The 24,185-nt window shown below is 67.0% G+C and carries 19 protein-coding genes; 14 read left to right on the top strand and 5 right to left on the bottom strand.

Going from position 1 to position 24,185, the window contains the following annotated elements:
- Nucleotides 1-76 precede the first annotated feature (76 nt).
- Nucleotides 77-1,846 carry a methyl-accepting chemotaxis protein gene (locus tag INR38_RS06315; RefSeq protein WP_207441849.1) on the top strand — a complete coding sequence of 590 codons (1,770 nt, stop codon included), beginning with the start codon at nt 77-79 and terminating at the stop codon, nt 1,844-1,846.
- Nucleotides 1,847-1,889: 43 nt separating this feature from the next.
- On the opposite strand, the gene INR38_RS06310 is transcribed toward INR38_RS06315, so the two are convergent.
- The gene (locus INR38_RS06310; protein WP_012206880.1) at nt 1,890-2,348 is read right to left on the bottom strand and encodes a RidA family protein; all 459 of its coding nucleotides are present in this window, start codon (nt 2,346-2,348) and stop codon (nt 1,890-1,892) included.
- A 173-nt stretch (nt 2,349-2,521) separates the two neighbouring features.
- On the opposite strand from INR38_RS06310, the gene INR38_RS06305 reads away from it, so the two are divergent.
- The 3 genes from INR38_RS06305 to INR38_RS06295 all read left to right on the top strand — a co-directional run bounded on the left by INR38_RS06305 (nt 2,522) and on the right by INR38_RS06295 (nt 7,602).
- Nucleotides 2,522-5,020: a DNA internalization-related competence protein ComEC/Rec2 gene (locus INR38_RS06305; protein ID WP_207441847.1), complete on the top strand. Its 2,499-nt coding sequence runs from the start codon at nt 2,522-2,524 to the stop codon at nt 5,018-5,020.
- Nucleotides 5,021-5,163: 143 nt separating this feature from the next.
- Nucleotides 5,164-6,633, top strand: a complete 1,470-nt coding sequence (locus INR38_RS06300; protein ID WP_180319016.1) for a circularly permuted type 2 ATP-grasp protein — start codon at nt 5,164-5,166, stop codon at nt 6,631-6,633.
- Nucleotides 6,634-7,602 (top strand): alpha-E domain-containing protein, encoded by a 969-nt coding sequence (locus INR38_RS06295; protein WP_012206877.1) that lies wholly within the window; start codon nt 6,634-6,636, stop codon nt 7,600-7,602.
- A gap of 73 nt (nt 7,603-7,675) precedes the next feature.
- On the opposite strand, the gene INR38_RS06290 is transcribed toward INR38_RS06295, so the two are convergent.
- A complete protein-coding gene (locus INR38_RS06290) occupies nt 7,676-8,218 on the bottom strand; it encodes an ureidoglycolate lyase (RefSeq protein WP_034396397.1) in 543 nt (180 codons plus the stop codon).
- A 203-nt stretch (nt 8,219-8,421) separates the two neighbouring features.
- On the opposite strand from INR38_RS06290, the gene INR38_RS06285 reads away from it, so the two are divergent.
- The 3 genes from INR38_RS06285 to INR38_RS06275 all read left to right on the top strand — a co-directional run bounded on the left by INR38_RS06285 (nt 8,422) and on the right by INR38_RS06275 (nt 11,985).
- Nucleotides 8,422-9,756: an MFS transporter gene (locus tag INR38_RS06285; RefSeq protein ID WP_013801125.1), complete on the top strand. Its 1,335-nt coding sequence runs from the start codon at nt 8,422-8,424 to the stop codon at nt 9,754-9,756.
- A 112-nt stretch (nt 9,757-9,868) separates the two neighbouring features.
- Entirely contained in the window at nt 9,869-10,588 is a 720-nt protein-coding gene (locus INR38_RS06280) for a FadR/GntR family transcriptional regulator (RefSeq protein WP_034396394.1), read from the top strand.
- Between the two features lie 98 nt (nt 10,589-10,686).
- Nucleotides 10,687-11,985: a sensor histidine kinase gene (locus INR38_RS06275; protein ID WP_207441832.1), complete on the top strand. Its 1,299-nt coding sequence runs from the start codon at nt 10,687-10,689 to the stop codon at nt 11,983-11,985.
- A 94-nt stretch (nt 11,986-12,079) separates the two neighbouring features.
- Here INR38_RS06275 and bfr read toward each other — a convergent pair whose 3' ends face one another.
- Complete coding sequence (gene bfr / locus INR38_RS06270; protein ID WP_012206872.1) at nt 12,080-12,556, bottom strand: bacterioferritin; 477 nt, start codon at nt 12,554-12,556, stop codon at nt 12,080-12,082.
- Between the two features lie 368 nt (nt 12,557-12,924).
- On the opposite strand from bfr, the gene ahpC reads away from it, so the two are divergent.
- The 5 genes from ahpC to INR38_RS06245 all read left to right on the top strand — a co-directional run bounded on the left by ahpC (nt 12,925) and on the right by INR38_RS06245 (nt 19,315).
- A complete protein-coding gene (ahpC, locus tag INR38_RS06265) occupies nt 12,925-13,488 on the top strand; it encodes an alkyl hydroperoxide reductase subunit C (RefSeq protein ID WP_012206871.1) in 564 nt (187 codons plus the stop codon).
- A gap of 103 nt (nt 13,489-13,591) precedes the next feature.
- Nucleotides 13,592-15,148 (top strand): alkyl hydroperoxide reductase subunit F, encoded by a 1,557-nt coding sequence (gene ahpF / locus INR38_RS06260; protein WP_012206870.1) that lies wholly within the window; start codon nt 13,592-13,594, stop codon nt 15,146-15,148.
- A gap of 319 nt (nt 15,149-15,467) precedes the next feature.
- Nucleotides 15,468-17,756, top strand: a complete 2,289-nt coding sequence (locus INR38_RS06255; RefSeq protein WP_207441830.1) for a TonB-dependent hemoglobin/transferrin/lactoferrin family receptor — start codon at nt 15,468-15,470, stop codon at nt 17,754-17,756.
- Nucleotides 17,757-17,822: 66 nt separating this feature from the next.
- Nucleotides 17,823-18,194, top strand: a complete 372-nt coding sequence (locus INR38_RS06250) for a hypothetical protein (RefSeq protein ID WP_242698977.1) — start codon at nt 17,823-17,825, stop codon at nt 18,192-18,194.
- Nucleotides 18,191-19,315, top strand: a complete 1,125-nt coding sequence (locus tag INR38_RS06245; RefSeq protein WP_207441823.1) for a ChuX/HutX family heme-like substrate-binding protein — start codon at nt 18,191-18,193, stop codon at nt 19,313-19,315. Before INR38_RS06250 ends, INR38_RS06245 begins: the two co-directional genes overlap by 4 nt.
- 48 nt (nt 19,316-19,363) lie before the next feature.
- On the opposite strand, the gene INR38_RS06240 is transcribed toward INR38_RS06245, so the two are convergent.
- Complete coding sequence (locus INR38_RS06240) at nt 19,364-19,645, bottom strand: DUF2798 domain-containing protein (RefSeq protein ID WP_180319020.1); 282 nt, start codon at nt 19,643-19,645, stop codon at nt 19,364-19,366.
- Between the two features lie 144 nt (nt 19,646-19,789).
- On the opposite strand from INR38_RS06240, the gene INR38_RS06235 reads away from it, so the two are divergent.
- On the top strand, nt 19,790-20,734 hold the full coding sequence (locus INR38_RS06235; protein WP_207441821.1) for a LysR family transcriptional regulator: 945 nt from the start codon (nt 19,790-19,792) through the stop codon (nt 20,732-20,734).
- A gap of 15 nt (nt 20,735-20,749) precedes the next feature.
- On the opposite strand, the gene INR38_RS06230 is transcribed toward INR38_RS06235, so the two are convergent.
- On the bottom strand, nt 20,750-21,571 hold the full coding sequence (locus tag INR38_RS06230; RefSeq protein WP_012206864.1) for a pyruvate, water dikinase regulatory protein: 822 nt from the start codon (nt 21,569-21,571) through the stop codon (nt 20,750-20,752).
- Between the two features lie 209 nt (nt 21,572-21,780).
- On the opposite strand from INR38_RS06230, the gene ppsA reads away from it, so the two are divergent.
- Nucleotides 21,781-24,171, top strand: coding sequence for a phosphoenolpyruvate synthase (ppsA, locus tag INR38_RS06225; RefSeq protein ID WP_012206863.1), 2,391 nt, complete (start codon nt 21,781-21,783; stop codon nt 24,169-24,171).
- Nucleotides 24,172-24,185 lie beyond the last annotated feature (14 nt).

Here is a 24,185-nt window from a genome sequence, read left to right as displayed (position 1 = left end):
TCCTCTGGGTTTTTCCGCCCACCAGGCCCTCTTCCAGGCCTCAACATGGAGTCTTCCAAAATGAGGGAGACTGGATATGCTGCGACTTCGCATGGCACACAAGCTGTGGCTTGCAGTGGCCGCCATCGTGGTGGCGCTGGTGGGCGTGGTCGGCTTGTCGGGCTATCGCTCGGCCCAGGTCCAGGCCCGGTCCGAGGCGGTGACCCAGGAGATGCAGGCGCGGGTCCAGGCCGCCGTGCGTTGGATGGGGCTGACCGAAACCAACGCGGCCCGCACCCAGGCCGTGGTGGTCAGCAGTGATGCCGCCGTCGAGGCCGAGTTCAAGGACGTGATCAGCGCCACCTCGGCGCGGATCACCGAGGTGCAGAAATCGCTGGAAGCCATGCCCCTGTCCGACGCAGACAAGGCGCAGATGGCCAGGATTGCGGCAGCCCGCAAGACCATGATCGAACTGCGTGCCCAGGCACGCCAGCTCAAGGCCGACGGCCGGCAGGACCAGGCGTTGGTCCTGGTCAAGCAGTCCTACAACCCCGCCGTGGATGCCTACCTGCAGTCGCTGCGCGACTTCGTGCAGATGCAGGAGCAGGTGGCGCGCAGCAGCCAGCAAGAGATGGCCGCCTCGCGCAGGCTCACTGTGGGCTTTGCCGCTGCGGCCGTGGGCCTGCTGCTGCTGGGCATCGTCATCGGCGCCCATTTCCTGATTGCCAGCATCCGCCGGCCCCTGGCCGAGGCCAGCGAACTGGCCGAACGCATTGCCGCAGGCGACCTGAGCGCAGGCGTGCAGGGACAGGCACAGCGTGCTGATGAATTCGGCGACCTGCTGCGCTCGCTGCAGGCCATGAGCGAATCGCTGTCGGGCATGGTGCAGCAGGTGCGCCAGAGCACGGACAGCATCGCCATCGCCAGCGCCGAGATCGCCACCGGCAACCAGGACCTGTCCGTGCGCACCGAGCAGACCTCCAGCAACCTGCAGGAGACGGCTGCCGCCATGGAGCAGTTCACCAGCACGCTGCAGCAAAGCGCCAGCAGTGCCCAGCAGGCCAGCAGCCTGGCGGCGGGCGCGTCACAGGTGGCGCAGCGCGGCGGCGAGGTCGTGGCCCGGGTGGTCGAGACCATGAAGGGCATCAACGACAGCAGCCGGCAGATTGCCGCCATCGTCGGCGTCATCGACTCCATTGCCTTCCAGACCAATATCCTGGCACTGAACGCCGCCGTGGAGGCGGCCCGAGCCGGCGAGCAGGGCCGGGGCTTTGCCGTGGTGGCCAGCGAGGTGCGCACGCTGGCACAGCGCAGCGCGGCGGCTGCCAAGGAAATCCGCCAGCTCATCGGCGCCTCGGTGGAGCGGGTGGAGGACGGCGCCCGCCTGGTGGGCGACGCGGGCACCACCATGGAGGGCATCGTGCAGTCCGTGCAGCGCGTGGCCGACACCATCGGCGAGATCACGGCGGCCTCTTCGGAGCAAAGCGCGGGCGTGGCCCAGGTCAATCAGGCCGTGGGACAGCTGGACCAGATGACGCAGCAGAACGCGGCCCTGGTCGAGCAAAGCGCGGCCGCAGCGCAAAGCCTGCGGGAGCAGGCCGAGCAGCTGTCGCGCACGGTGGCGGTGTTCAAGGTGGGGCACCTGGCGCCTTCGCCGACGACGCTCGCAAGGCAGGCTGCGCCGGCGGTGCGCACTGCGCACAGCGCGGCCGCAGCGCCAAGGCGGCCGGCAGCAGCCGTGGCGCCTGCGGCTGTCGGGCGGGTTGCCGCGCGGCCTGCCGCAGCAAGGGCGGCGGCGCCCAAGCTGGCCTCGGCGCCCCGGCCTGCCGCACCGGCAGCCGAGGATGGCCAATGGGAGAACTTCTAGCAGCCTGCGAGCACGGCGGCGCCGTGCGGCGGCATGCTGCCGATCAGGCCAGTTCGGCGATCAGCTCGATTTCCACGCAGGAGCCCAGCGGGATCTGGGCCACACCGAAGGCGCTGCGCGCATGCGTGCCGGCATCGCCGAAGACCTGGCCCAGCAGCTCGCTGCAGCCGTTGGCCACCAGGTGCTGCTCGGTGTAGTCGCCCGTGGAGTTGACCAGGCACATCAGCTTGACGATGCGGCGCACGCGGCCCAGGTCGCCGCCGGCGGCATGCTGCAGCGTGCCCATCAGGTCGATGGCGATGGCGCGCGCGGCCTGCTGGCCGTCGGCAGTCTGCAGATCACGGCCCAGCTGGCCGGCCCAGACCTTGCCGTCCTTGCGCGCGATATGGCCGCTCAGGAACACCAGATTGCCCGTCTGCACATAGGGCACGTAGGCCGCCGCCGGGATGGCGGGCGACGGCAGTTCGATGTTCAGGGCCTTCAGTTGTTCGTAAACGCTCATCGTTGATTCCTTCGAGACAAGAAAAATCCGGCACCAGTGCCGGGGTGGCGGACAGTGTGACACAGCCCCTTGCACCCTGGCATGTCAGGGCCTGGGCTTCCGTCAGTCTGATTGTTGTCTGAATCCGAGGCGGTGCATGGTGGCTGCGCGGCATCCGCTCCTAGCATGTGTGGATGCACCCTGCGGCACCTGCCCAAACCCTCTCGCCGTCTTCCTGGACGCCCCTGCTGCTCGGCTGCGTGGCCGGTGCGGCCTGGCAGGTCACGCAGCCGCGCCTGTGGCCGCTGTGGATGTATCTGCTCTTGGCGGGCATGGGGCTGGCAGGCCTGGCATGGAGGGCGTGGCGGGCATGGGCAGGCCGGCGCGATCGTGGTATGCACCGCCTGTGGGCCGCTGTCTGCGCCGCCTTGCTGGTGGGCGGGTTGACCGGGTGGCGAGCCCAGGACTTTGCGGGCCAGGCGCTGTCTGCGCCGTTGGAGGGGCGTGACCTGCGCATCGTCGGCGTCGTGGCATCGCTTCCCCAGAACATGGCCCAGGGCATGCGCTGGCGCATGGAGGTGGAGCAGGCTCGAATCGCCGGCAGCGAAGAGGTCTTGGCGCCGTTTCCTGCACGGATCGAACTGTCCTGGTACACCCCCCGGGGCCGGCAGTCCAGGGGTGTTGCCATGCTGCCCGATCTGCGACCGGGCCAGCGCTGGGCGCTGACCGTGCGGCTCAAGCGCCCGCATGGCGCGCGCAACCCCCATGGTTTCGACTATGAGCTGTGGCAGTGGGAGCAGGGCGTGCAGGCCACGGGCCATGTGCGCGAACAGCCCGCTGCACGCCAACTGGCCGACACCGGCAGCCATGCCCTGCAGCGCTGGCGCCAGCAGATGCGCGACGCCATCCTGGGCCGCACATCCGCGCTTGCGGCATCCCTGCAGCGCATCGGCCTGGACCCTGCCCATGCGCCGCGCATGCTGGGTGTGGTGGCCGCCCTGGCCATGGGCGATCAGCAGGCCATTGCGCGGGATGACTGGGCGCTGTTTAGGCATACCGGCGTGGCCCATCTGATGAGCATTTCCGGCCTGCACATCACCTTGTTCTCCTGGCTGGCAGCCCTGGTGGTGGAGCGGCTGTGGCGCTGCAGCGCACGGGCCTGCCTGTGGTGCCCGGCGCCGCAGGCGGCCCTGCTGGCCGGCGTGCTGCTGGCTGGGGGCTATGCGCTGTTCAGCGGCTGGGGACTGCCGGCGCAGCGCACCGTCTGCATGCTGGCCAGCGTGGCTGCGTTGCGCGGCGCCGGACTGCGCTGGCCCTGGCCTGCCGTGTGGTGCCTGGCGCTGGCCGTGGTCGTGGTGCTGGATCCCTGGGCCCTGTGGCAGGCCGGCTTCTGGCTGAGCTTTGTGGCCGTTGGCGTGCTGCTGGCCACCGATGCGCGCATGCAGGGCGCGCAGCGGCCTTCGCTGCCTGCCCGTGCGCTGGCCCTATGGGGCGAGCAATGGCGCATCTCGCTGGCGCTGGCGCCGCTGGGCCTGATGCTGTTCGGCCAGCTGTCGCTGTCGGGGCTGCTGGCCAATCTGGCGGCCATTCCCTGGGTGACCTTCGTGGTCACGCCGCTGGCCCTGCTGGGGGCCTTGTGGCCGCCCTTGTGGACAGGCGCGGCGCTGGCGTTGGCCCCGCTGCTGGAGCTGCTGCAATGGCTGGACCATTGGGCCTGGGCCGTGGTGCAACTGCCGCAGCCGCCGCTGTGGGCAGGGCTGGCTGCGCTGTGCGGTGGCCTGGCGCTGGTGGCTCCGGTGCCTGCCGGATGGCGCTGCTGGGGCCTGGCCATGTGCCTGCCGGCCCTGTGGTGGCCGTCGCCATCACCGGCGCATGGCGAGTTCGACCTGATGGCCGTGGACATAGGCCAGGGCAATGCCGTGCTGGTGCGCACGGCGCGGCATGCCTTGCTGTATGACGCGGGGCCGCAGTACGGCCTGGACAGCAATGCCGGCGACCGGGTGCTGGTGCCGCTGCTGCAGGCTCTGGGTCTGAGGCTGGATGCCCTGTGGCTCAGCCACCGTGACAATGACCACACGGGCGGTGCATTGGCCGTGCATGCCGCGCAGCCGCAGGCGGAGGTCTGGGGATCGGATTCCGTGATCCTCGACCCTGCGCTGGCCGGCCTGGGCGCTGTGCGCCGCTGCCAGGCGGGCCAGCACTGGGAATGGGATGGCGTGCGGCTGGAGGTGCTGCATCCGTCTGCCGGCGAACGGTTGCCCTCCGCACGGGCGCTGGCCCATGCCAATGCGGGCAGCTGCGTGCTGTTGCTGCGCTCGGCATCTGGTGTGCAGGCCTTGCTGGCCGGTGACATCGAGGCTGCGCAGGAGCGGTCACTGGCAAGGGCCGGCGCCCTCACGCCGGTGCAGTGGCTGCTGGTGCCCCACCACGGCAGCCGCACCTCATCGAGCACCGCCCTGGTGCAGGCCCTGGCACCGCGCTGGGCCATGGTGCAGGCGGGATATCGCAGCCGCTATGGCCATCCTGTCCCCGAGGTGGTGCGCCGCTATGAGGCCCATGGCGCCGGCGTGGTGCAGTCGGCCCGCTGCGGCGCGGCGCACTGGCGCTCTTCGGACCCCGTGCACCTGGTCTGCGAGCGGGAAAGGGCGCGCCGCTATTGGGATGTGCACGTCACGCAGAGGCAGGGCGGATAGGGCGTGCGCCGATGGCGGAACAGGATGCATATGCTGGATACCGCTTGTCCGAATTGAGGTTACCTATCGCTACACTGGTGCGATACGAGGGCTGGCCCGTAGCTTGCTAGACCCCGTACACATGCAGCGACAGGAGGTGACGAATGCATCCATTTGACGAGATGTACACGATGACGCCGTTCGACGGCAGCGATGTGCGCCTGCACTACAAGGACTACGCGCAATGGCTTGCGCGCCAGCCCGAACAGACGCTGCGAGCGCGCAGCGCCGAGGCCGAGATCATCTTCCGGCGCGTCGGCATCACGTTCGCCGTCTACGGCGACAAGGACGAAAGCGGCGCCGGCAACGAGCGCCTCATCCCCTTCGACCTGATACCGCGCGTCATTCCCGCACATGAGTGGTCGCGAATGCAGGCGGGCCTGGTGCAGCGCGTGACGGCGCTCAACCGCTTCCTGCACGATGTCTATCACGACCAGGAGATCCTGCGCGCGGGCCTGGTGCCGCGCGAACTGGTGCTGAACAACAGCCAGTACCGGCCCGAGATGCGGGGCCTGGCGGTGCAGGGCGGCATCTACGCCCACATTGCCGGCATCGACATCGTGCGCGCCGCCAATGCCCAGGGCGAGGGCGTGTACTACGTGCTGGAGGACAACCTGCGCGTGCCCTCGGGTGTGTCGTACATGCTGGAGAACCGGCGCATGATGATGCGGCTGTTCCCGGACCTGTTCTCGCGCCATCCCGTGGAGCCCGTGGCCCACTATCCCGACATGCTGCTGGAGACGCTGCGCGCCAGCGCGCCGGCCGGCACGCCCGAGCCCACGGTGGTGGTGCTGACGCCCGGCATGCACAACAGCGCCTACTTCGAGCATGCCTTCCTGGCCCAGCAAATGGGTGTGGAGCTGGTCGAGGGCCAGGACCTGGTGGTGGACAAGGACGTTGTCTACATGCGCACCACGCGCGGTCCGCAGCGCGTGGACGTGATCTACCGGCGCGTGGACGATGATTTTCTCGACCCCGAAGTCTTCCGCCCCACCTCCACGCTGGGCTGCCCCGGCCTCATGCGCGCCTACCGTGCCGGCAACGTGAGCATCTGCAATGCAGCGGGCACGGGTGTGGCCGATGACAAATCGGTCTACCCCTATGTGCCGGAGATGATCCGCTTCTACCTGGGCGAGGAACCCATCCTGCAGAACGTGCCGACCTGGCTGTGCCGCAAGCCCGATGACCTGCGCTACGTGCTCGACCACCTGGACGAGCTGGTGGTCAAGGAAGTCCACGGCGCCGGTGGCTACGGGATGCTGATCGGGCCTGCCGCCTCGCGCGGCGAGATCGAGGATTTCCGCCGCGCGCTCATCGCCAATCCCGGCGGCTATATCGCGCAGCCCACGCTGGCGCTGTCCACCTGCCCCACCCTGGTGGAGCAGGGCATCGCACCAAGGCACATCGATCTGCGGCCCTTCGTGCTCAGCGGCAACCAGGTGCGCATGGTGGCCGGCGGCCTCACGCGCGTGGCGCTCAAGGAGGGCTCGCTGGTGGTCAATTCATCACAGGGCGGCGGCACCAAGGACACCTGGGTGCTCGGGGCCGGTGAGTCAAACGAGGGAGGACATTGAATGCTCAGCCGTACTGCCGATCATCTGTACTGGATGTCCCGCTACACGGAGCGTGCGGAGAACACCGCCCGCATGCTCAACGTCTCCTATGACACCTCCATGCTGCCCCAGGCGCCGCAGGTGGCGCGCAAGGCCTGGCAGGGCGTGCTGTCCATCAGCGAGCTGATCCCCTCCTACGCAGCCCGCCACGGCGAGGTGCAGCGCGAGGCCGTGCTGCACTTCATGGTGCGCGACGAGAGCAACTCCTCGTCCATCGCCTCCTGCCTGCGCGCTGCGCGGGAGAATGCGCGCGCCGTGCGCGGCGCGCTGACCACCGAGGCCTGGGAGACCCAGAACCAGACCTGGCTGGAGCTCAAGCGCCTGCTGGCCGAGGGCGACTGGGAGCGCGATCCGGGCCAGTTCTTCGAATGGGTCAAGCACCGCTCGCACCTGTCGCGCGGCGTGACGCTGGGCACCATGCTGCAGGACGAGGCCTTCCACTTCCTGCGCCTGGGCACCTTCATCGAGCGCGCCGACAACACGGCACGCCTGCTGGACGTGAAGTTCCACGCCATCGAGCGCGACTACCACGGCAGCGCACGCAACGGCGCATCGGGCAAGGCGGCCACGCCGTTCGACTTCTACCACTGGAGCGCGCTGCTGCGCAGCGTCTCGGCTTTCGAGGTCTACCGCAAGGTCTACCGCGACGTGATCACGCCCGAGCGCGTGGCCGAGCTGCTGATGCTGCGCAGCGACATGCCACGCTCGCTGCTGGCCAGCATGCTGGAGGTGGTGGCCAACCTGGAAAGCGTGGCCAACGCCCAGTCGCGCGAGACCCAGCGCAAGGCAGGCCGCCTGCTGGCCGACCTGCGCTATGCGCGCATCGACGAAATCCTGGCCACGGGCCTGCACGCCTATCTCACGCAGTTCCTGGACCGCGTGCACGACCTGGGCCAGGGCATCAGCCGGGACTTTCTGGTGCCCGCCTGAGTCCGCCGGCCGCCGCACAGCACAAAGCCGCCCTCGGGCGGCTTTGTTCATTGGTTCATTGGGTGGGCCGAATTCAGGCCTGTGCGCTGTCCAGGTCCAGCACAACGCCCTCGGCGCCGCCGATGGGCAGCACGTCGCAGTTGTCGCCAGGGCCGCCACGGTCGATCACGATGAAGCGCGCCGGCGCATTCAACGCGATCAGCGAGTGGTGCCAGACGCCGCGCCGGTAGTTCACGCCCTGGCGGCCGTTGGTGATGAAGGCGCGCAGGTCGGCGGTTGCCACCTGTTCGCCCAGGGGGGCCACCACCACGATGAAGGGCTGCGCATCCAGCGGCATGAAGGCCTGGCTGCCCAGGGGGTGGCGCTCCATGCTGGTCAGCCGCAGGGGCAGCGCATAGGGCCGGGCATGGAACAGGTTGATCAGCCCATGGCCTTCGCTGCCACCCGTGTCCACGCGGGCCAGGGCGTGGTAGCGCTCGGTCATGCCATCGTTGATGAGCAGCGGTGTGTGGCCTGTGCTGTCCAGGACCTCGCCAAACTCGGCAAAGGCCTCGGCGGTCAGCGGCTGGGCGCGCAGGCAAAGGCTGGCGGGGCGGGTCTCTGACAAGGTGTTCACGAAGTTTTGCCTCTTGTTTTCATACTGGTAATACCAGTTTGCAGTTGGGCCGGATTTTTGTCAAACCTCGGGGAATTAGTTTTGCTTGTGTTGAGTTGGGGTAAATGCGAGTGCACATGGCCAAGCGCTGGAGGTACCGTTCGCTTCGTAATTTCATACCGGTAATACCAGTTGGTCGCAACTCCTCAACCAAGGACTCCCTGATGTCATCTCTTCCCGCATCTGCCGAGGTCGCCGGCGCGGCGCCGGCGCTGGCCAGCGAAACGCCGGCCGAGGCCGCCGTCTACCGCAAGGTGGCCTGGCGCCTGCTGCCCTTCATCATGGCCTGCTATGTGGCGGCCTACCTGGACCGGGTGAACGTGGGCTTCGCCAAGCTGCACATGCTGGCCGACCTGCAGTTCAGCGAGGCCATGTACGGCCTGGGTGCGGGGCTGTTCTTCATCGGCTACTTCTTCTTCGAGGTGCCCAGCAACATGCTGATGCACCGCATAGGCGCCAAGGCCACCATCTCGCGGATCATGATCATGTGGAGCCTGATCTCGGCGGCCATGATGTTCGTGAGCACGCCCACGCAGTTCTACGTGCTGCGCTTTCTGCTGGGCGCGGCCGAGGCGGGCTTCTACCCCGGCATGATCCTGTACATGACCTACTGGTTTCCGTCGTACCGGCGCGCCCGCATGGTGGCGCTGTTCATGTGCGCGATTCCGGTCTCGGGCATCCTGGGCGGCCCGCTGTCGGGCGGCATCATGGACCTGATGCAGGGCGTGGCGGGGCTGCGCGGCTGGCAATGGCTGTTCCTGCTCGAGGCCATTCCCTCGATGATCCTGGGCCTGGCCGTGCTCTGGTACCTGGACAACGGCATCCGCGCCGCACGCTGGTTGACCGAGGCGGAAAAGACCCTGCTGGAGCGCAACATCGCCCGCGAGAACGCCAGCAAGAGCGATAGCCATGTGACGCTGCGCGCGCTGTTCTCCGACCCGCGCATCATCAAGATGGCCCTGATCTGCTTTTGCACCGTCATGGGCCAGTACGGCCTCACGTTCTGGCTGCCCAGCCTGATCCGCCAGTCGGGCGTGGAGGGGGCCTTTCACATCGGCCTGCTGACGGCCGTGCCGTTCTCGGTGGCCGTGGTGTCCATGAACCTGGTCAGCCGCAGTTCGGACCGCATGCGCGAGCGCCGCTGGCACCTGATCGTGCCGTTCTGCGTGGGCGCAGCGGGCCTGATGCTGTCGGCCATCTTCAGCGGCAACGTCTATCTGTCGCTGGCCGCCCTGGCGCTGGCCGCGGGCGGCAGCCTGGCGACCTCTCCGCTGTTCTGGAGCCTGCCCACGGCCATCCTGTCCAGCGCGGGTGCGGCAGCCGGCATTGCGCTGATCAACTCCTTTGCCAACCTGGCCGGCTTCATCAGTCCCTACATGATCGGCCTCATCAAGGATGCGACACAGAGCACCAATGCCGCCATGTTCGTGCTGGCCGGCGTGCTGCTGTTTGGCGCCTTCCTGACCTATACGGTGCCGGCCAAGCTGGTCAACAAGTAGAGGCACCAACGCCGCACGACCACACGACCCACGACCCACGACCATGCGGTAGCGGTGCGCAGTCGCTAAGATCAGCGCACCTGCCGCCCCCGACCCCGAGACCTGCCAACGCATGGAACCCAGCACCGCTTCCAGTCCTTCCGCCAGCACCGCCGTTGCCGGCAATGCCGCCCGCGTGATCCGCGAGTGGATCGAGGGCGGCGTGTATCCGGTGGGCGCGCTGCTGCCGTCGCAGCGCGACCTGTCGGAGCAACTGGGCATCAGCCGGACCTCGCTGCGCGAGGCGCTGTCCACGCTGCAGGGGCTGGGCCTGGTCGTGGCGCGGCCCGGCAAGGGCATGTACGTGACCGAGGCCACCGACGCCCCGGCCTCTGGCGCAGAGGCCTGGCGCTTTGCCGACTCGCATGCGCTCACCGATGTCTATCAGCTGCGCTATGCGCTGGAGGGCTTTGTCGCACGCCTGGCCGCCCTGGTGGTGCAGCCCGAAGACGTGGCGGCCCTGCAGGCCAACCTGCAGGCCATGCAGCAAAGCATCGAGCTGGCCGATTTCGTGCAGGCCACGCGCCTGGATTTCGAGTTTCACCTGCAGATCGCCACCATCTCGGGCAATCATGCGATTGCCGACGTGCTGCGCGGCAGCGGCGAGGTCATGCAGGAAAGCCAGCGCCTGCCGTATTACAAGCGCGGCGCGCGCCACGCGACCGCCGAGGAGCATGCCGCCATCATCGAGGCCCTGTCCCAGGGCCGGCCCGAGCTGGCGCAGCAGGCCATGGCCACGCACATCGTGCAGGCTGCCCAGCGCGCGGGCGTGCACTTTCCCACCGGCCTGTAGGCGCGCCGGCACGAGCCCGATCGGCCGGGTTTTTGGCCTTACCATCCTTGGCGCAACGCATTTTTCCCCTCTCCACAGACCGCCACGGATGCCGATCCATGACAAGCCAAGGAAATGAACTCTGCATACTGGCAGACGCCCTCGCGGCGCAGCGCGAAGGACTCTTGCAGACATGGCGCAAGGCCGTCAGGCGGGACCCGGCACTGACCGCCGGCGAGGCGCTTCCCCGCACCCAGTTGAACGATCACATTCCGGCCGTGCTGGCCGCGTTCGAGCAGCAATTGCGGGCCCTCGGCGGTGCCCCGGCAGGCGCTGCCGAGCCGCCGGGCGATGGCGAGCAGGCCGCCGCCCACGGCCTGCACCGCTGGCAACAGGGCTATGACCTGCATGAAGTCGTGCGCGAGCTGGGCCTGCTCAACGAAGTCATGGTGGCGCAACTGGAGGCCTATGCCGAGGAGCATCCCGATGCGCATGGCGCCATGCCCGTTGCGCGCAAGGCCTGGGCCGCCACCTACACGCGCGACGTGCAGGACAGCAGCACCCAGTATTTCCGCCTGCAGCAGCAGGAGGCCGAGGGCCATGTGCGGGACCTGGAAGCGGCGCTGCATGACGTGAGCACGCTGGACCTGCAGCGCTCGCAACTGTGGGAGCAGGTCGCGCATGACCTGCGCAGCAACGTCGGCGTGGTGGCCAATGTGACGCATGGCCTGGGCATGCAGCATGCGCCGGCGCAGTCGCGCGAGAAACTCCTGCGCATGCTGGACCGCAACGTCCAGTCGCTGCGCCATCTGCTGGATGACGTGACGGAACTGGCCAAGCTGCACGCCGGGCGCGAGCATCGCCAGCTGACCTCCTTTGACGCAGCCGAGGTGATCACCCATCTGTGCGAGGGACTGCAGGCCCTGGCCAACGATCGCGGCCTGTACCTGCACCTGCAGGGGCCGGGGACGATGCCGGTGGAAGGCGATGCCTTGAAACTGCGCCGCATCGCGCAGAACCTGATACTCAATGCGCTCAAGTACACCCAGGAGGGCGGTGTCACGGTGAAATGGGCTCTGGGCGATGGGGAGGACCGGCGCCGCTGGATGCTCTCCATCGGGGACACGGGCCCTGGCATGGCGCCTGCGGCGCCTTTGGTCGCCGCCCTCAAGCAGGCCACGGACATGGACCCTTCGGGCCACCTGGGGACGGCGGCGTCCGGGGAGGTCCACACCGGGGGCGCGCCGCAGCAAGGCGGTGCGGCGGCCAGCTACCGCAGCGGCGCAGGCGAGGGGATCGGCCTGTCCATCGTCAAGCGGCTGGCGGAATTGCTGGACGCCACGATCGAGGTGCAGTCGGCCGCGCAGACCGGCACGACCTTTCTTCTGTTGTTTCCGCTGCGATACGCCGACGAGTGACCGATAGCCGGGCCAGAAGATGAAAAAACGGGCACACAGGCCCGTCGTTTCGAGTGCGGGGTGCGGCCTGTGCCGCCGCCCCTGAGTCCGATGCTCAGGACTCTTCGTCCATCTGCGACTGCAGGTAGTTCTGGATGCCGACCTTGTCGATCAGGTCCAGCTGGGTTTCGAGGTAGTCGATGTGCTCCTCGGTATCGTCCAGGATCTTTTGCAGCAGGTCGCGCGAGACATAGTCGCGCACGCTTTCGCAGTGGGCGATGCCATCCTTGATGGTCTGCTGCGCGGTTTTCTCGCTGCTCAGGTCGCAAGCCAGGGCTTCGGGCACGTCCTCGCCGACTTGCAGCTTGCCCAGGTCCTGCAGGTTGGGCAGGCCGTCGAGCACGAAGATGCGGTCCATGAGCCAGTCGGCGTGCTTCATCTCGCCGATGGACTCCTTGTATTCCTTCTTGGCCAGCCTGTCGAAGCCCCAGTGCTTGTACATGCGGTAGTGCAGGAAGTACTGGTTGATGGCCGTCAGCTCGTTCTTGAGCTGGGCTTGCAGCCAGGTGATGACTTGTGCGTCGCCTTGCATGGGGAACTCCTTTGTTGTACGTGGGGGACCGCGCCGATCGCCGGCCGCTATAGGGGTGGATTGTCTAGGGTTTCTGCGTCAGATCAAGCAAACCCCTGTTATCGCGCATTGGCTGCTTATGAGGCGCGTTCTCGTTTGCGGGCCGGCTGCCGACGCGGCTGCGGGGTTGCTGCATTGCCTTGTCATATTTCGGCCCAAAATAGCCTCTTCAGGCCGGTGGCGGGCTGGTCAAGCCCGCAGGCCTGGAGACCAAGGATGTTCACATAGTTTTTGGCAATCGGATGAATTCAATCAATTCATTGGATCAATCGATTGCCTGGGCCTAGACTTCGTCCTGTGTTCACTCACCAACCACAAAGGAAACAGCAATGTCCGTGATCAACACCCAAATCAAGCCCTTCAAGACGCAGGCCTTCAAGAATGGCAAGTTCATCGAAGTGACCGAAAAGGACGTCCTGGGCAAGTGGGCCGTGTTCTTCTTCTACCCCGCTGACTTCACCTTCGTGTGCCCCACCGAACTGGGCGACGTGGCCGACCACTACGACGAACTGCAAAAGCTGGGCGTGGAAGTCTTCTCCGTGTCCACCGACACCCACTTCGTGCACAAGGCATGGCACGACACGTCTGACACCATCCGCAAGATCAAGTACACGATGCTGGGCGACCCCACCTGGGAAATCAGCAACAACTTCGAAGTCCTGCGTCCCGGCCAGGGCCTGGCTGACCGCGGCACCTTCATCGTCGATCCCGATGGCGTGATCCAGGCCGTGGAAATCACCGCCGAAGGCATTGGCCGCAACGCCGTCGATCTGCTGCGCAAGGTCAAGGCTGCCCAGTACGTCCGCAACCACCCCGGTGAAGTCTGCCCCGCCAAGTGGGAAGAAGGCGACAAGACCCTGGCTCCTTCGCTCGACCTGGTCGGCAAGATCTAAGCGGTACACCGCTTCCTGTTCACAGTTGAACTGTTGAAGACGCCCGGGTGCCTGGCGCCCGGGCTTTTTTTTCCGAAAATTCGTATTTCCCTAGGAGTCCGACATGCTTGACAACAACCTGAAAGCCCAATTGCAGGCCTACCTGGAGCGCCTGCAGCGTCCGGTGGAGCTGGTGGCTTCGCTGGATGACAGCCAGGGTGCGCGCGAGCTGAAGGAACTGCTGCTGGAAATCCGCGAGCTGAGCGACAAGATCACCGTCGTCGAGCACAACGACGCCGAGGTGCGCAAACCCTCGTTCCTGATCACCAATCCCGGCGTGGACAGCGGCGTGCGTTTCGCAGGCGTCCCCCTGGGCCATGAATTCACCTCGCTGGTGCTGGCCCTGCTGCAGGTCGGCGGCCATCCGTCCAAGGAATCGGCCGAGCTGCTGGAGCAGGTGCGCAATATCGACGTGCCGCTGCACTTCGAGACCTATTACTCGCTGTCCTGCCACAACTGTCCCGACGTGGTGCAGGCGCTGAACCTGATGTCCGTGCTCAACCCCAAGATCAGCCATACCGCCATCGACGGCGGGCTGTTCCAGAAGGAAGTCGAGCAGCGCGAAGTCATGGGCGTGCCCACCGTCTTTGTGAACGGCGAGCGCTTCGGCCAGGGCCGCATGGAGCTGGCCGAGATCGTGGCCAAGGTCGATACCGGTGCCGCTTCGCGTGAAGCGGCCAAGATTTCCGCCAAGGATGCCTTCGACGTGCTGATCGTCGGCGGCGGCCCGGCCGGCGCCGCGGCTGCCATCTATGCGGCACGCAAGGGCATCCGCACCGGCATCGCCGCCGAGCGCTTCGGTGGCCAGGTGCTGGACACCGTGGACATCGAGAACTTCATCTCGGTCTCCAAGACCGAAGGCCCGCAACTGGCCGCCGCCATGGAGCGCCATGTGCGCGACTACGAGGTGGACATCATGAACCTGCAGACGGCGTCCAAACTGATTCCGGCCGCCACGGAAGGCGGGCTGATCGAGGTGCAGACCGCCTCGGGCGCCAGCCTCAAGGCCAAGACCGTCATCCTCTCGACCGGCGCGCGCTGGCGCAACATGAACGTGCCGGGCGAGGACAAGTACCGCACCAAGGGTGTGACCTACTGCCCGCACTGCGACGGTCCCTTGTTCAAGGGCAAGAATGTGGCCGTCATCGGCGGCGGCAACTCGGGCGTGGAAGCGGCCATTGACCTGGCCGGCATCGTGCGCAGCGTGACGCTGCTGGAGTTCGCCAGCGAGCTCAAGGCCGACGCCGTGCTGCAAAAGAAGCTGCGCAGCCTGCCCAACGTCACGGTCATCCTCAACGCCCAGACCACCGAGGTCAACGGCGATGGCAAGAAGGTCACCGGCCTGACCTACAAGGACCGCACGACGGAAGAGGTCAAGACCGTGGCGCTGGAAGGCATCTTCGTGCAGATCGGCCTGCTGCCCAACACCGACTGGCTCAAGGGCACGGTGGAGCTGACACGCTTCGGCGAGATCGTGATCGACGCCAAGGGCCACACCAGCGTGCCCGGCGTGTTCGGCGCAGGCGACTGCACCAACGTGCCGTACAAGCAGATCATCATTGCTGCCGGTGCCGGCTCCACGGCTGCACTGTCGGCCTTCGACCACCTGATCCGCCACTGACCAGCCGCTGCCCTGCCAGGGGCAGAAGGCCTGGCGCAGCAAGGGGAGGGCGGGGGCTGTTTTTCATGCCCGCGTCCTCAGTCGCGGGCCTTGTCGCTGTGGGTGTCGCACAGATAGCTGCCTGGCGGCACGCGGCGCCAGCAGGGTTTGTTCCGGGGGCCATGCGCCAGATCAAATCAATAAATGAGAACTATTCGCATATAATTTTTCTTCATCCAGCCAGCACATGACGCGCCAACGGCTGGCGGGCCACCCGCCAGCTGCTGCAAGCAGAAGCCAGCTCTCGCACATCCATGTTGATCAGAGAGAGGGCTTCGCAATGGCTTACGACTTCGCAATGCAATCAAGCGCCCGGCGGGCGCGCCATCCCCTGGCCGCCGCCTGCGCGCTGCTGTGCGCCTCCGCTGCCCTGGCCCAGGAGCCGGGGCAGGCCGCCGCAGACGCCGCAAACGTTGCAAACGCCGGAGATGCCGACACGCAATTGCTGGCGCAGGCCGCGTCCGGGGCACGGACTCGTGCCCCGGCCCTCAAGGAGATGGTGATCAGCGCCTCGCGCGAGGTGCAGGACCCTGACACCCTGCCCATGAGCATCGACGTGATTGACGCCGGCCGCATGGAACGCGAGCAGGCCAGCGACATCCGCGAGATGGTCAACCTGCTGCCCAATGTCGAAGTGCCGCGCGCCCCGGCGCGCTTCTCGCTGGCGACCTCGTCGGCCGGGCGTGACCAGAACAGCGGCTTCAACATCCGTGGCCTGGACGGCAACCGCGTGCTCATGCTGGTCGATGGCGTGCGCCTGCCGCGCAGCTACAGCTTCAGCGCCAACAGCTTCGGCCGCGACTACCTGGACCTGGGCCTGGTGCAGCGCGTGGAAATCCTGCGCGGCTCCACGCCGGCGCTCTATGGCTCGGACGGCATGGGCGGCCTGGTCAATTTCGTGACCGTGCAGCCGGACGATCTGCTGGGCAAGGACAAGCGCATCGCCGGCCGCATGGCTGCCGGCTATGACGGCTCGGACAACGGCCGCAAGCTGGGCGCCACCGTGGCGGGCCGTGCCAGCCCCGAATGGGCATGGCTGTTGTCGGCGGGCCTGGGCCGCTCCCGTGCGCTGGAGAACATGGGCACGAACAACGTGACGGGCGCGGCGCGCACCACGCCCAATCCCGAGAAAGACCGCAGCGAATCGCTGATGGGTCGCCTGGTCTTCACGCCCAGCGCCGTGCAAAAGCATGTCTTCACCTTCGAGAACGTGGACAAGCGCGCCGACTACGCCCTGCTGTCCGCGCGCTCGGCCACCGTGGCCAATTCCGACTCGCGCACCGACATGAAGCGCTGGCGGGCCAGCTGGCAGGGCCAGTGGCAGCAGCTGGGCACGGCGCTGGCCGACGAACTGCAGCTGATGGCCAGCTACCAGAAGTCCGACGCGCGCGAATTCGTCACCGAGACGCGCATCGGCCTGCCCTACCGCGAGCGCGACGTGACCTATGACGAGGACGCGATCCAGCTGCACGCCCAGGCCAGCCGCCTGCTGCGCTGGAGTTCTTCGGCCAGCGGCAAGTTCACCTACGGGCTGGACTACCTCCGCAACAAGGTGGTAAACGCGCAAAACGGCATCACGCCGCCCGTGGGCGAGAGCTTCCCGCTCAAGCGCTTCCCCGACACCACCGAAAGCGCCACCGCCCTGTTCGCCCAGGCCGAACTGCACAGCGGCCCCTGGAGCGTGACCCCGGGCCTGCGCGCCGAGCACTACAGCATCAAGCCCCGGCAGAACGGCTTTGTGCCCACCGTGGTCAGCAACTCGGACTCCGCGCTCTCGCCCAAGCTGGGCGTGATGCTGCAGGCCAGCCCGGTCTGGTCGGTCTATGGCAACTATGCGGCGGGCTTCCGGGCGCCCAACGCCGGGCAGATCAATGCCTTCTTCGAGAACCCGGTGGCGTTCTACCGGAACATTCCCAACCCCAATCTGCGGCCCGAAAAGAGCCAGACCTTCGAGCTGGGCCTGCGCGGGCGCATGGACAGGCTGCGCCTGGACGCCGCCGTGTTCACGGGGCGCTACAAGGACTTCATCGTTGACCAGCAACTGGTTGCGGGCCAGCCCGGCAACGCGGCCAACCCCGCCATCTACCAGTCCATCAACGTGGGCCGTGCCCGCATCAGCGGCTTCGAACTCAAGGCCGACTACGACTGGGGCCGCTGGGCCGGCGGCGACTGGCAGACGCGCCTGGCCTATGGCTATACCGACGGCAAGGACACGCAGTCCGACAAGCCGCTGGACACCATCTCGCCCCAGCAACTGGTGCTAGGCGTGCGCTATGAGCGCTCTGCCGTGGGCGTGCAGTTCAACGTCTCGCACTGGAGCGGCAAGAAGGCCGGCGACGTGTCCAACGGCAACGCCGCCTGGCTCAGCCCCTCGGCCACCGTCGCCGACCTGAGCGCCCAGTGGCGCATACGTCCCGACCTGCGCCTGAACGCCGGCATCTACAACCTGACCGACAAGAAGTACTGGCGCTGGGCCGATGTGCGCGGCCTGGCTGCCAGCACGGCGATTGCCGACGCCTACAGCCAGCCCGGCCGCCATGTGCGGGTGTCGATGGTCAAGGATTTCTGAAGCATGCGCCTGTGGCGCGGGCGCATGCATGTGCAACGCTGCCAACTGAAACGCAAGGAGAACCCCATGCATCCATCCAAGAGTGAGAGCCTTGCCCAGGACGAGGAATACCTGCTGCCCGAGAACGAGGCCGCGCTGGCTGCCACGCTGGCCCTGATGACCGGCTTCGGCCACGGCTGCTGCGACACCCATAGGCCGGCCATGGCCGCCCGGGTGGCCGAGCAGCTCGAAAACCTGGCCTGCGCGGGCGGCTTGTCCCATGACATGCGCGCCCTGCTGGGGCGGCTGCAGCAACGCTGGCAGGCAGTGGCCGATGCGGGCGCGCCGTCGCGCTCGCACCGCGCCGTGCCCGATGCCGGAGTGTCCCTGCCTGGAGCCCATGCAGCCCAGCCGGTGCCCCATGCGCTCTGGCACGCACCGCTGGACACCCTGCAATGAGCAGCGCCGTCCACGATGCCGAGGAGAGCGGGCTCCTGATTCCCGTCGATGCTCCCGCAGTCCGCCAACGCTTTGCGCGGGCGCGCCAGGGTGGCCTGCGCGCCAAGGAGGCCGCCGATTCCCTGGGCCTGCCGGAAGGCGCCGCCATTGCCGCGCATGCGGGCCAGCATGAGGGCAGCCTCCAGGCCGTGCCGCTGCGCGCCGAATGGCTGGCCATCCTGAAGGCCTTGCAGGACTGCGGCCCCGTGATGGCGCTGACGCGCAACGAGTCCACGGTCCACGAAAAGACCGGGGTCTACCAGAAGCTTTCGGCCAACGGCGGCGTGGGCCTTGCCCTGGGCCGCGACATCGACCTGCGAATGTTCTTTGCCCAATGGCATGCCGGCTATGCCGTGACCGAGCAGCCTGCCCATGCCGGCAGGCCGGCCATGCGCAGCCTGCAGTTCTTCAATGCGCAGGGCCGTGCCGTGCACAAGGTCCATGCGCGCGAGTCCACCGACCTGCAGGCGTGGGAGGCGCTGGTGCAGCGTTTCGCCGAGCCCAGCGCTGGTTACCTGTTCCGCCATGCCCGCCCGCGTGCGCTGCCGCAGCCCGACGAGGCCATCGACGTGCCTGGCCTGAGCACTGCCTGGGCCGCCATGCAGGACACGCATGAATTCTTCGATCTGCTGCACCGGTTTGGCGCCGAGCGCCAGCAGGCCTTCCGCCTGGTGCCCGGTCACTGCGCGCGGCTGGCGCCCGAGTCCGTGGCCCAGTTGCTGGGCGATGCGGCCGTGGACGGCCTGCCCATCATGGTCTTCGTGGACAGCGGCGGCTGCATACAGATCCACACCGGCCCCGTGCACAACATCCAGCCCATGGACACGCCCGGCGGCGCACAGTGGATCAATGTGATGGACCCGAGTTTCAACCTGCATCTGCGCTGCGATCTGATCGCCAGCGTCTGGGCCGTGCAAAAGCCCACGGCCGATGGCGTGGTCACCTCGGTCGAGGCCTTCGATGCCCAGGGCGACCTGATGGCCATGTTCTTTGGCGAGCGCAAGCCGGGCCGGGCCGAGCTGCCGGGTTGGCGCGAACTGGTGGCGGGCCTGCCGCGCCTGGCAGCGCAGGCGCTGGCCTGAGCGCACCCAGGCCCTGAAAACAAAGATCCGGCCCTGCGTCGGGCCGCGTCAGAGATGCACGGTGGCGGCCACCAGCTTGCCCACCAGCGGACGCACCACCATCACGCAGACAAAGGCCACGGGCATGGCCAGCACATAGGCCTGTATCACGCGCCGCAGGTAGTCGGCGCCCAGGCCACTGTTGGCGCCGACGATGGCGCAGCACATCAGAAACGCCATGATTGCCGACATGTAGAAGGCAAAGACGATGGGTGCGAAGCGGCGGTGCAGCTTGCGGCTGCTCGGCGCCGCAGGGCTTGCGGGAGCGATGGAGGCAGAGGTATCGGGCATGAAGGCGTATCCGGTCAGGCCGCTTGTCGATTCGGCGCGGCAAGTGCAGGACTGTAGGCAAGGCCCGTGCTGCCGTGTAGAGGGCTGCAGCTTGGTGCACTCGTAAGCTATATTGATGAATTGATTTTTCATCCATAGTTTTTTGTGCCTAATCTGCGTTCCATCGAGACCTTCGTCAAAGCCCTGGAAGGCGGCTCCATTGCCTCGGCTGCGCGCCAGCTGGGCATTTCTCCGGCGGCGGCCAGCCAGAACATCGCCCGGCTGGAGCGCGAGCTGGGCACGCGGCTGATCACGCGCACCACGCGATCCATGGCGTTGACCGAGGCGGGCGAGCGCTATCTGGCGCGCGTGGGCCCCGTGCTGCAGGAGCTGGAAAAAGCGCAGTCCGACCTGTCCCAGCTGCACGGCGAGTTGCAGGGCCGGCTGCGCATCGCCTGCATGGCAGCCTTTGGCCGCCATGTGCTGGCGCCGCTGCTGCCGGCCTTTGCCGCGCAGCATCCCCGGCTGGAGCTGGAGTTGCTGGTGGTGGACAGGCAGGTGGATGTGCTCAAGGAAGACGTGGACATCAGCGTGCGTTACCGCGATGTGCTGGAGCCCGGCATGGCCGTGCGCCAACTGGCGGCCGTGCCGCGCGTGCTGTGTGCATCGCCGGCCTATCTGCAGGCCCATGGCAGGCCACGGACGGCCCAGGATCTGCTGGACCATGCCTGCCTGCTGTACCGGCGCGAGGCCGATGGCCGCTTCATGCGCTGGCCGTTTTCACGCGACGGCAAGCGCGTGGACCCGCAGCTGCGTGTGACCGCCATCGCCAGCGATGTCGATGCCCTGACCGAAATGGCCGTGGCCGGTGGCGGCATCGTCTGGATCGGCAGCTTCATCGCGCACCGCTACATGCGCGAGGGGCTGCTGCAGCCGCTGGCCCTGGGCCCGGTGCGCAAGGGACAGCTGCATTTCGAGGACACCACGCTGGATTTCTTCGCCTGCTTTCGCGACCGCCAGTACGTGCCGACCAAGGTGCGTGCCCTGGTGGACTACCTGGTCGAGACGCTGCCGCAGCAGCCCATGCTGCGCTGGAACGTCCCGGCCTGAGCAGCGCAGGGGAGGCTAGTGCCCCAGGTGCTGGGGCAGCACCTCCTGCAGGATGGTGGTGGCGATTTCCTCGATGGACTTGGTCGTGCTCGACAGCCACGGTATGCCGCTGCGGCGCATCATGGATTCGGCCTCGGCCACCTCGTAGCGGCAATTGACGAGGCTGGCGTACTTGGAGTCGGGCCGGCGTTCGTTGCGGATGCTGGACAGGCGCTGCGGATCGATGGTCAGGCCGAACAGCTTCTTGCGCGAGGGCACCAGGGCGGGCGGCAGCTGCTTGCGCTCGAAATCCTCGGGGATCAGCGGGTAGTTGGCCACCTTGAGGCCGAACTGCATGGCCAGGTACAGGCTGGTGGGGGTCTTGCCGCTGCGCGAGACGCCGACCAGGATCACGTCGGCGCCCGTCAGGTCCTGGTGGGTCTGGCCGTCGTCATGGGCCAGCGTGTAGTTGATGGCCTCCATGCGCTCCAGGTATTCCTTGCTCTCGCTGATGTCGGCGAAGCGGCCCACGCGGTGCAGCGATTTCTGGCCCAGCTCCAGCTCCAGCGGCCGCACGAAGGTGCCGAACATGTCGAACACCTTGCCCTTGCACTGGCTCTCGATCAGGTCGAGCATGTCCTGGTTGACCAGGGTGGTGAAGACGATGGGCTTGTGGCTTTCCGACTCGGCCACATGGTTGATCTGGCGCACGGCCTGGTGCACCTTGTCCATGGTGTCCACGAAGGGGATGCGGACCAGGCGCGACTTGGTGTCGAACTGGGCCATGATGGCCGTGCCGAAGGTCTCGGCTGTAATGCCAGTGCCATCGGAGATGACGAAGATGGTGTGGGTGTGCATGGTGGTCGGACTCTGGACAGGGGGGCTGCCGTCGGTTCACGGCAAACGCCTACAATGGCGCCCATTATTCCCAATTTCCCATCCATGCTCGCTGCCGGCCTCCAACCAGAACAGCAAAGCCTCGCGCATGCCTGCGTGGATGGATCGACCGTGCCCGGCTTTGGCAGCCGGGGCGGCGCACGACGGTTTTCAACTTCTGGAGCTTTCCCATGTCTCAACTGTTCGAGGCCACCGCCCTCGTCGTTCCGTTTGAACAACTGAGGATGACCGATGTCGAGTCCGTAGGCGGCAAGAACGCCTCGCTCGGCGAAATGATCTCGCAGCTGCCGCAGGGTGTGCGCGTTCCCACGGGCTTTGCCACCACGGCCCACGCCTTCCGCCAGTTCCTGGCCCACGACGGCCTGGCCGACAAGATCAGTGCCAAGCTGGCCGCCCTGGACGTGGAAGACGTCCGCGCCCTGGCCCAGGTCGGTGCCGAAATCCGTGCCCTGGTCGAGAACCAGCCCTTCCCGGCCGATCTGGAGCAGGCCATCCGCGAGGAATTCGTGCGCCTGCAGGGCGGCAACGAGGCGGCCTCGTTCGCCGTGCGCTCCTCGGCCACGGCCGAAGACCTGCCCGACGCTTCGTTCGCCGGCCAGCAGGAAACCTTCCTGAACGTGGTGGGCATCGAGTCGGTGCTGCACAAGATGAAGGAAGTGTTCGCCTCGCTGTACAACGACCGCGCCATCTCCTACCGCGTGCACAAGGGCTTTGCCCACGACGTGGTGGCCCTGTCGGCCGGCGTGCAGCGCATGGTGCGTTCCGACCTGGGCGCGGCCGGCGTGATGTTCACCATCGACACCGAATCGGGCTTCGAGGAAGTCGTCTTCATCACCTCCAGCTACGGCCTGGGCGAGACCGTGGTGCAGGGCGCCGTCAATCCTGACGAGTTCTATGTGCACAAGCCCATGCTCAAGGCCGGCAAGAAGGCCCTGATCCGCCGCAACCTGGGCTCCAAGCTGATCCAGATGGTCTTTGCCTCGCCCGAGGAAAAGGCCGCCAGCGGCAAGCTTGTCAAGACCACCGACGTCGCCCATGAGCTGCGCAACCGCTACTCGCTGTCCGACGAGGACGTGCAGCAGCTGGCCCACTATGCCCTGGTCATCGAGCAGCACTATGGCCGCCCCATGGACATCGAGTGGGGCAAGGACGGCACGGACGGCCAGCTCTACATCCTGCAGGCCCGCCCCGAGACCGTGAAGAGCCAGGCCAAGGGCCAGGCCGAACAGCGCTACGCCCTCAAGGGCACGGGCAATGTGCTGGCCGAAGGCCGCGCCATTGGCCAGAAGATCGGCACGGGCCCCGTGCGCCTGGTCAATGACATCGCCAACATGGACCAGGTCCAGCCCGGCGACGTGCTGGTGACCGACATGACCGATCCCAACTGGGAGCCGGTGATGAAGCGCGCCTCGGCCATCGTCACCAACCGTGGCGGCCGTACCTGCCACGCGGCCATCATCGCGCGCGAACTGGGCATTCCGGCCGTGGTCGGCTGCGGCAATGCCACCGACCTGCTCAAGGACGGCACCCTGGTCACCGTCAGCTGCGCCGAAGGCGACACCGGCAAGATCTATGACGGCCTGATCGAGACCGAGATCACCGAAGTGCAGCGTGGCGAGATGCCCGCCATCAAGACCAAGATCATGATGAACGTGGGCAACCCCCAGCTGGCCTTCGACTTCGCCCAGCTGCCCAACGAGGGCGTGGGCCTGGCCCGCCTGGAGTTCATCATCAACAACAACATCGGCGTGCACCCCAAGGCCATCCTGGACTACCCCGCCGTCGATGCCGACCTCAAGAAGGCCGTCGAGTCCGTGGCCCGCGGCCATGCCTCGCCGCGTGCCTTCTATGTGGACAAGGTTGCCGAAGGCGTGGCCACGATTGCCGCCGCCTTCTGGCCCAAGCCCGTCATCGTGCGCATGTCGGACTTCAAGTCCAACGAGTACCGCAAGCTCATCGGCGGCAGCCGCTACGAGCCCGAGGAAGAGAACCCCATGCTGGGCTTCCGTGGCGCCGCGCGCTACATCTCCGAGGACTTCGGCGAGGCCTTCCGCATGGAGTGCGAGGCACTGCGCCGCGTGCGCGAGGACATGGGCCTGACCAACGTGCAGATCATGATTCCCTTCGTGCGCACGCTCAAGCAGGCCGAGCGCGTCACCCAGCTGCTGGCGGCCAACGGCCTCAAGCGCGGCGACAACGAACTCAAGCTCATCATGATGTGCGAGGTGCCCTCCAACGCCATCCTGGCCGACGAGTTCCTCGAGTTCTTCGACGGCTTCTCCATCGGCTCCAACGACCTGACCCAGCTGACGCTGGGCCTGGACCGCGACTCCGGCCTGGAGCTGCTGGCTGCCGACTTCGACGAGCGCGACCCCGCCGTGCGCAAGATGCTGTCGCGCGCCATCAAGGCCTGCCTGGACCAGGGCAAGTACGTGGGCATCTGCGGCCAGGGCCCTTCGGACCACCCGGACTTCGCCCAATGGCTGGCTGACGAAGGCATTGCCTCCATCTCGCTGAATCCCGACAGCGTGGTCGCCACCTGGCAGCGCCTGGCGCAGTAAGGGCTGGCAGCGTC

Origin of the sequence: Delftia sp. SD018, from assembly GCF_017355445.1 — a bacterium.
Taxonomy (GTDB): Bacteria; Pseudomonadota; Gammaproteobacteria; order Burkholderiales; family Burkholderiaceae_C; genus Comamonas; species Comamonas acidovorans.
Note: the sequence above shows the minus strand (reverse complement) of the source record. Positions and strands in the feature narration are given on the sequence as shown.

Bases quoted from the DNA above. Each gene is read 5' to 3' on its own strand.
- INR38_RS06280 (WP_034396394.1), top strand. From the start codon at position 9,869: ATGGAACCCAGCACCGCTTCCAGTCCTTCCGCCAGCACCGCCGTTGCC.
- ahpC (WP_012206871.1), top strand. From the start codon at position 12,925: ATGTCCGTGATCAACACCCAAATCAAGCCCTTCAAGACGCAGGCCTTC.
- INR38_RS06300 (WP_180319016.1), top strand. From the start codon at position 5,164: ATGCATCCATTTGACGAGATGTACACGATGACGCCGTTCGACGGCAGC.
- INR38_RS06305 (WP_207441847.1), top strand. From the start codon at position 2,522: ATGCACCCTGCGGCACCTGCCCAAACCCTCTCGCCGTCTTCCTGGACG.
- bfr (WP_012206872.1), bottom strand. From the start codon at position 12,556: ATGCAAGGCGACGCACAAGTCATCACCTGGCTGCAAGCCCAGCTCAAG.
- ppsA (WP_012206863.1), top strand. From the start codon at position 21,781: ATGTCTCAACTGTTCGAGGCCACCGCCCTCGTCGTTCCGTTTGAACAA.
- INR38_RS06255 (WP_207441830.1), top strand. From the start codon at position 15,468: ATGGCTTACGACTTCGCAATGCAATCAAGCGCCCGGCGGGCGCGCCAT.
- INR38_RS06285 (WP_013801125.1), top strand. From the start codon at position 8,422: ATGTCATCTCTTCCCGCATCTGCCGAGGTCGCCGGCGCGGCGCCGGCG.
- ahpF (WP_012206870.1), top strand. From the start codon at position 13,592: ATGCTTGACAACAACCTGAAAGCCCAATTGCAGGCCTACCTGGAGCGC.
- INR38_RS06315 (WP_207441849.1), top strand. From the start codon at position 77: ATGCTGCGACTTCGCATGGCACACAAGCTGTGGCTTGCAGTGGCCGCC.
- INR38_RS06295 (WP_012206877.1), top strand. From the start codon at position 6,634: ATGCTCAGCCGTACTGCCGATCATCTGTACTGGATGTCCCGCTACACG.
- INR38_RS06250 (WP_242698977.1), top strand. From the start codon at position 17,823: ATGCATCCATCCAAGAGTGAGAGCCTTGCCCAGGACGAGGAATACCTG.
- INR38_RS06230 (WP_012206864.1), bottom strand. From the start codon at position 21,571: ATGCACACCCACACCATCTTCGTCATCTCCGATGGCACTGGCATTACA.
- INR38_RS06310 (WP_012206880.1), bottom strand. From the start codon at position 2,348: ATGAGCGTTTACGAACAACTGAAGGCCCTGAACATCGAACTGCCGTCG.
- INR38_RS06245 (WP_207441823.1), top strand. From the start codon at position 18,191: ATGAGCAGCGCCGTCCACGATGCCGAGGAGAGCGGGCTCCTGATTCCC.
- INR38_RS06240 (WP_180319020.1), bottom strand. From the start codon at position 19,645: ATGCCCGATACCTCTGCCTCCATCGCTCCCGCAAGCCCTGCGGCGCCG.
- INR38_RS06275 (WP_207441832.1), top strand. From the start codon at position 10,687: ATGACAAGCCAAGGAAATGAACTCTGCATACTGGCAGACGCCCTCGCG.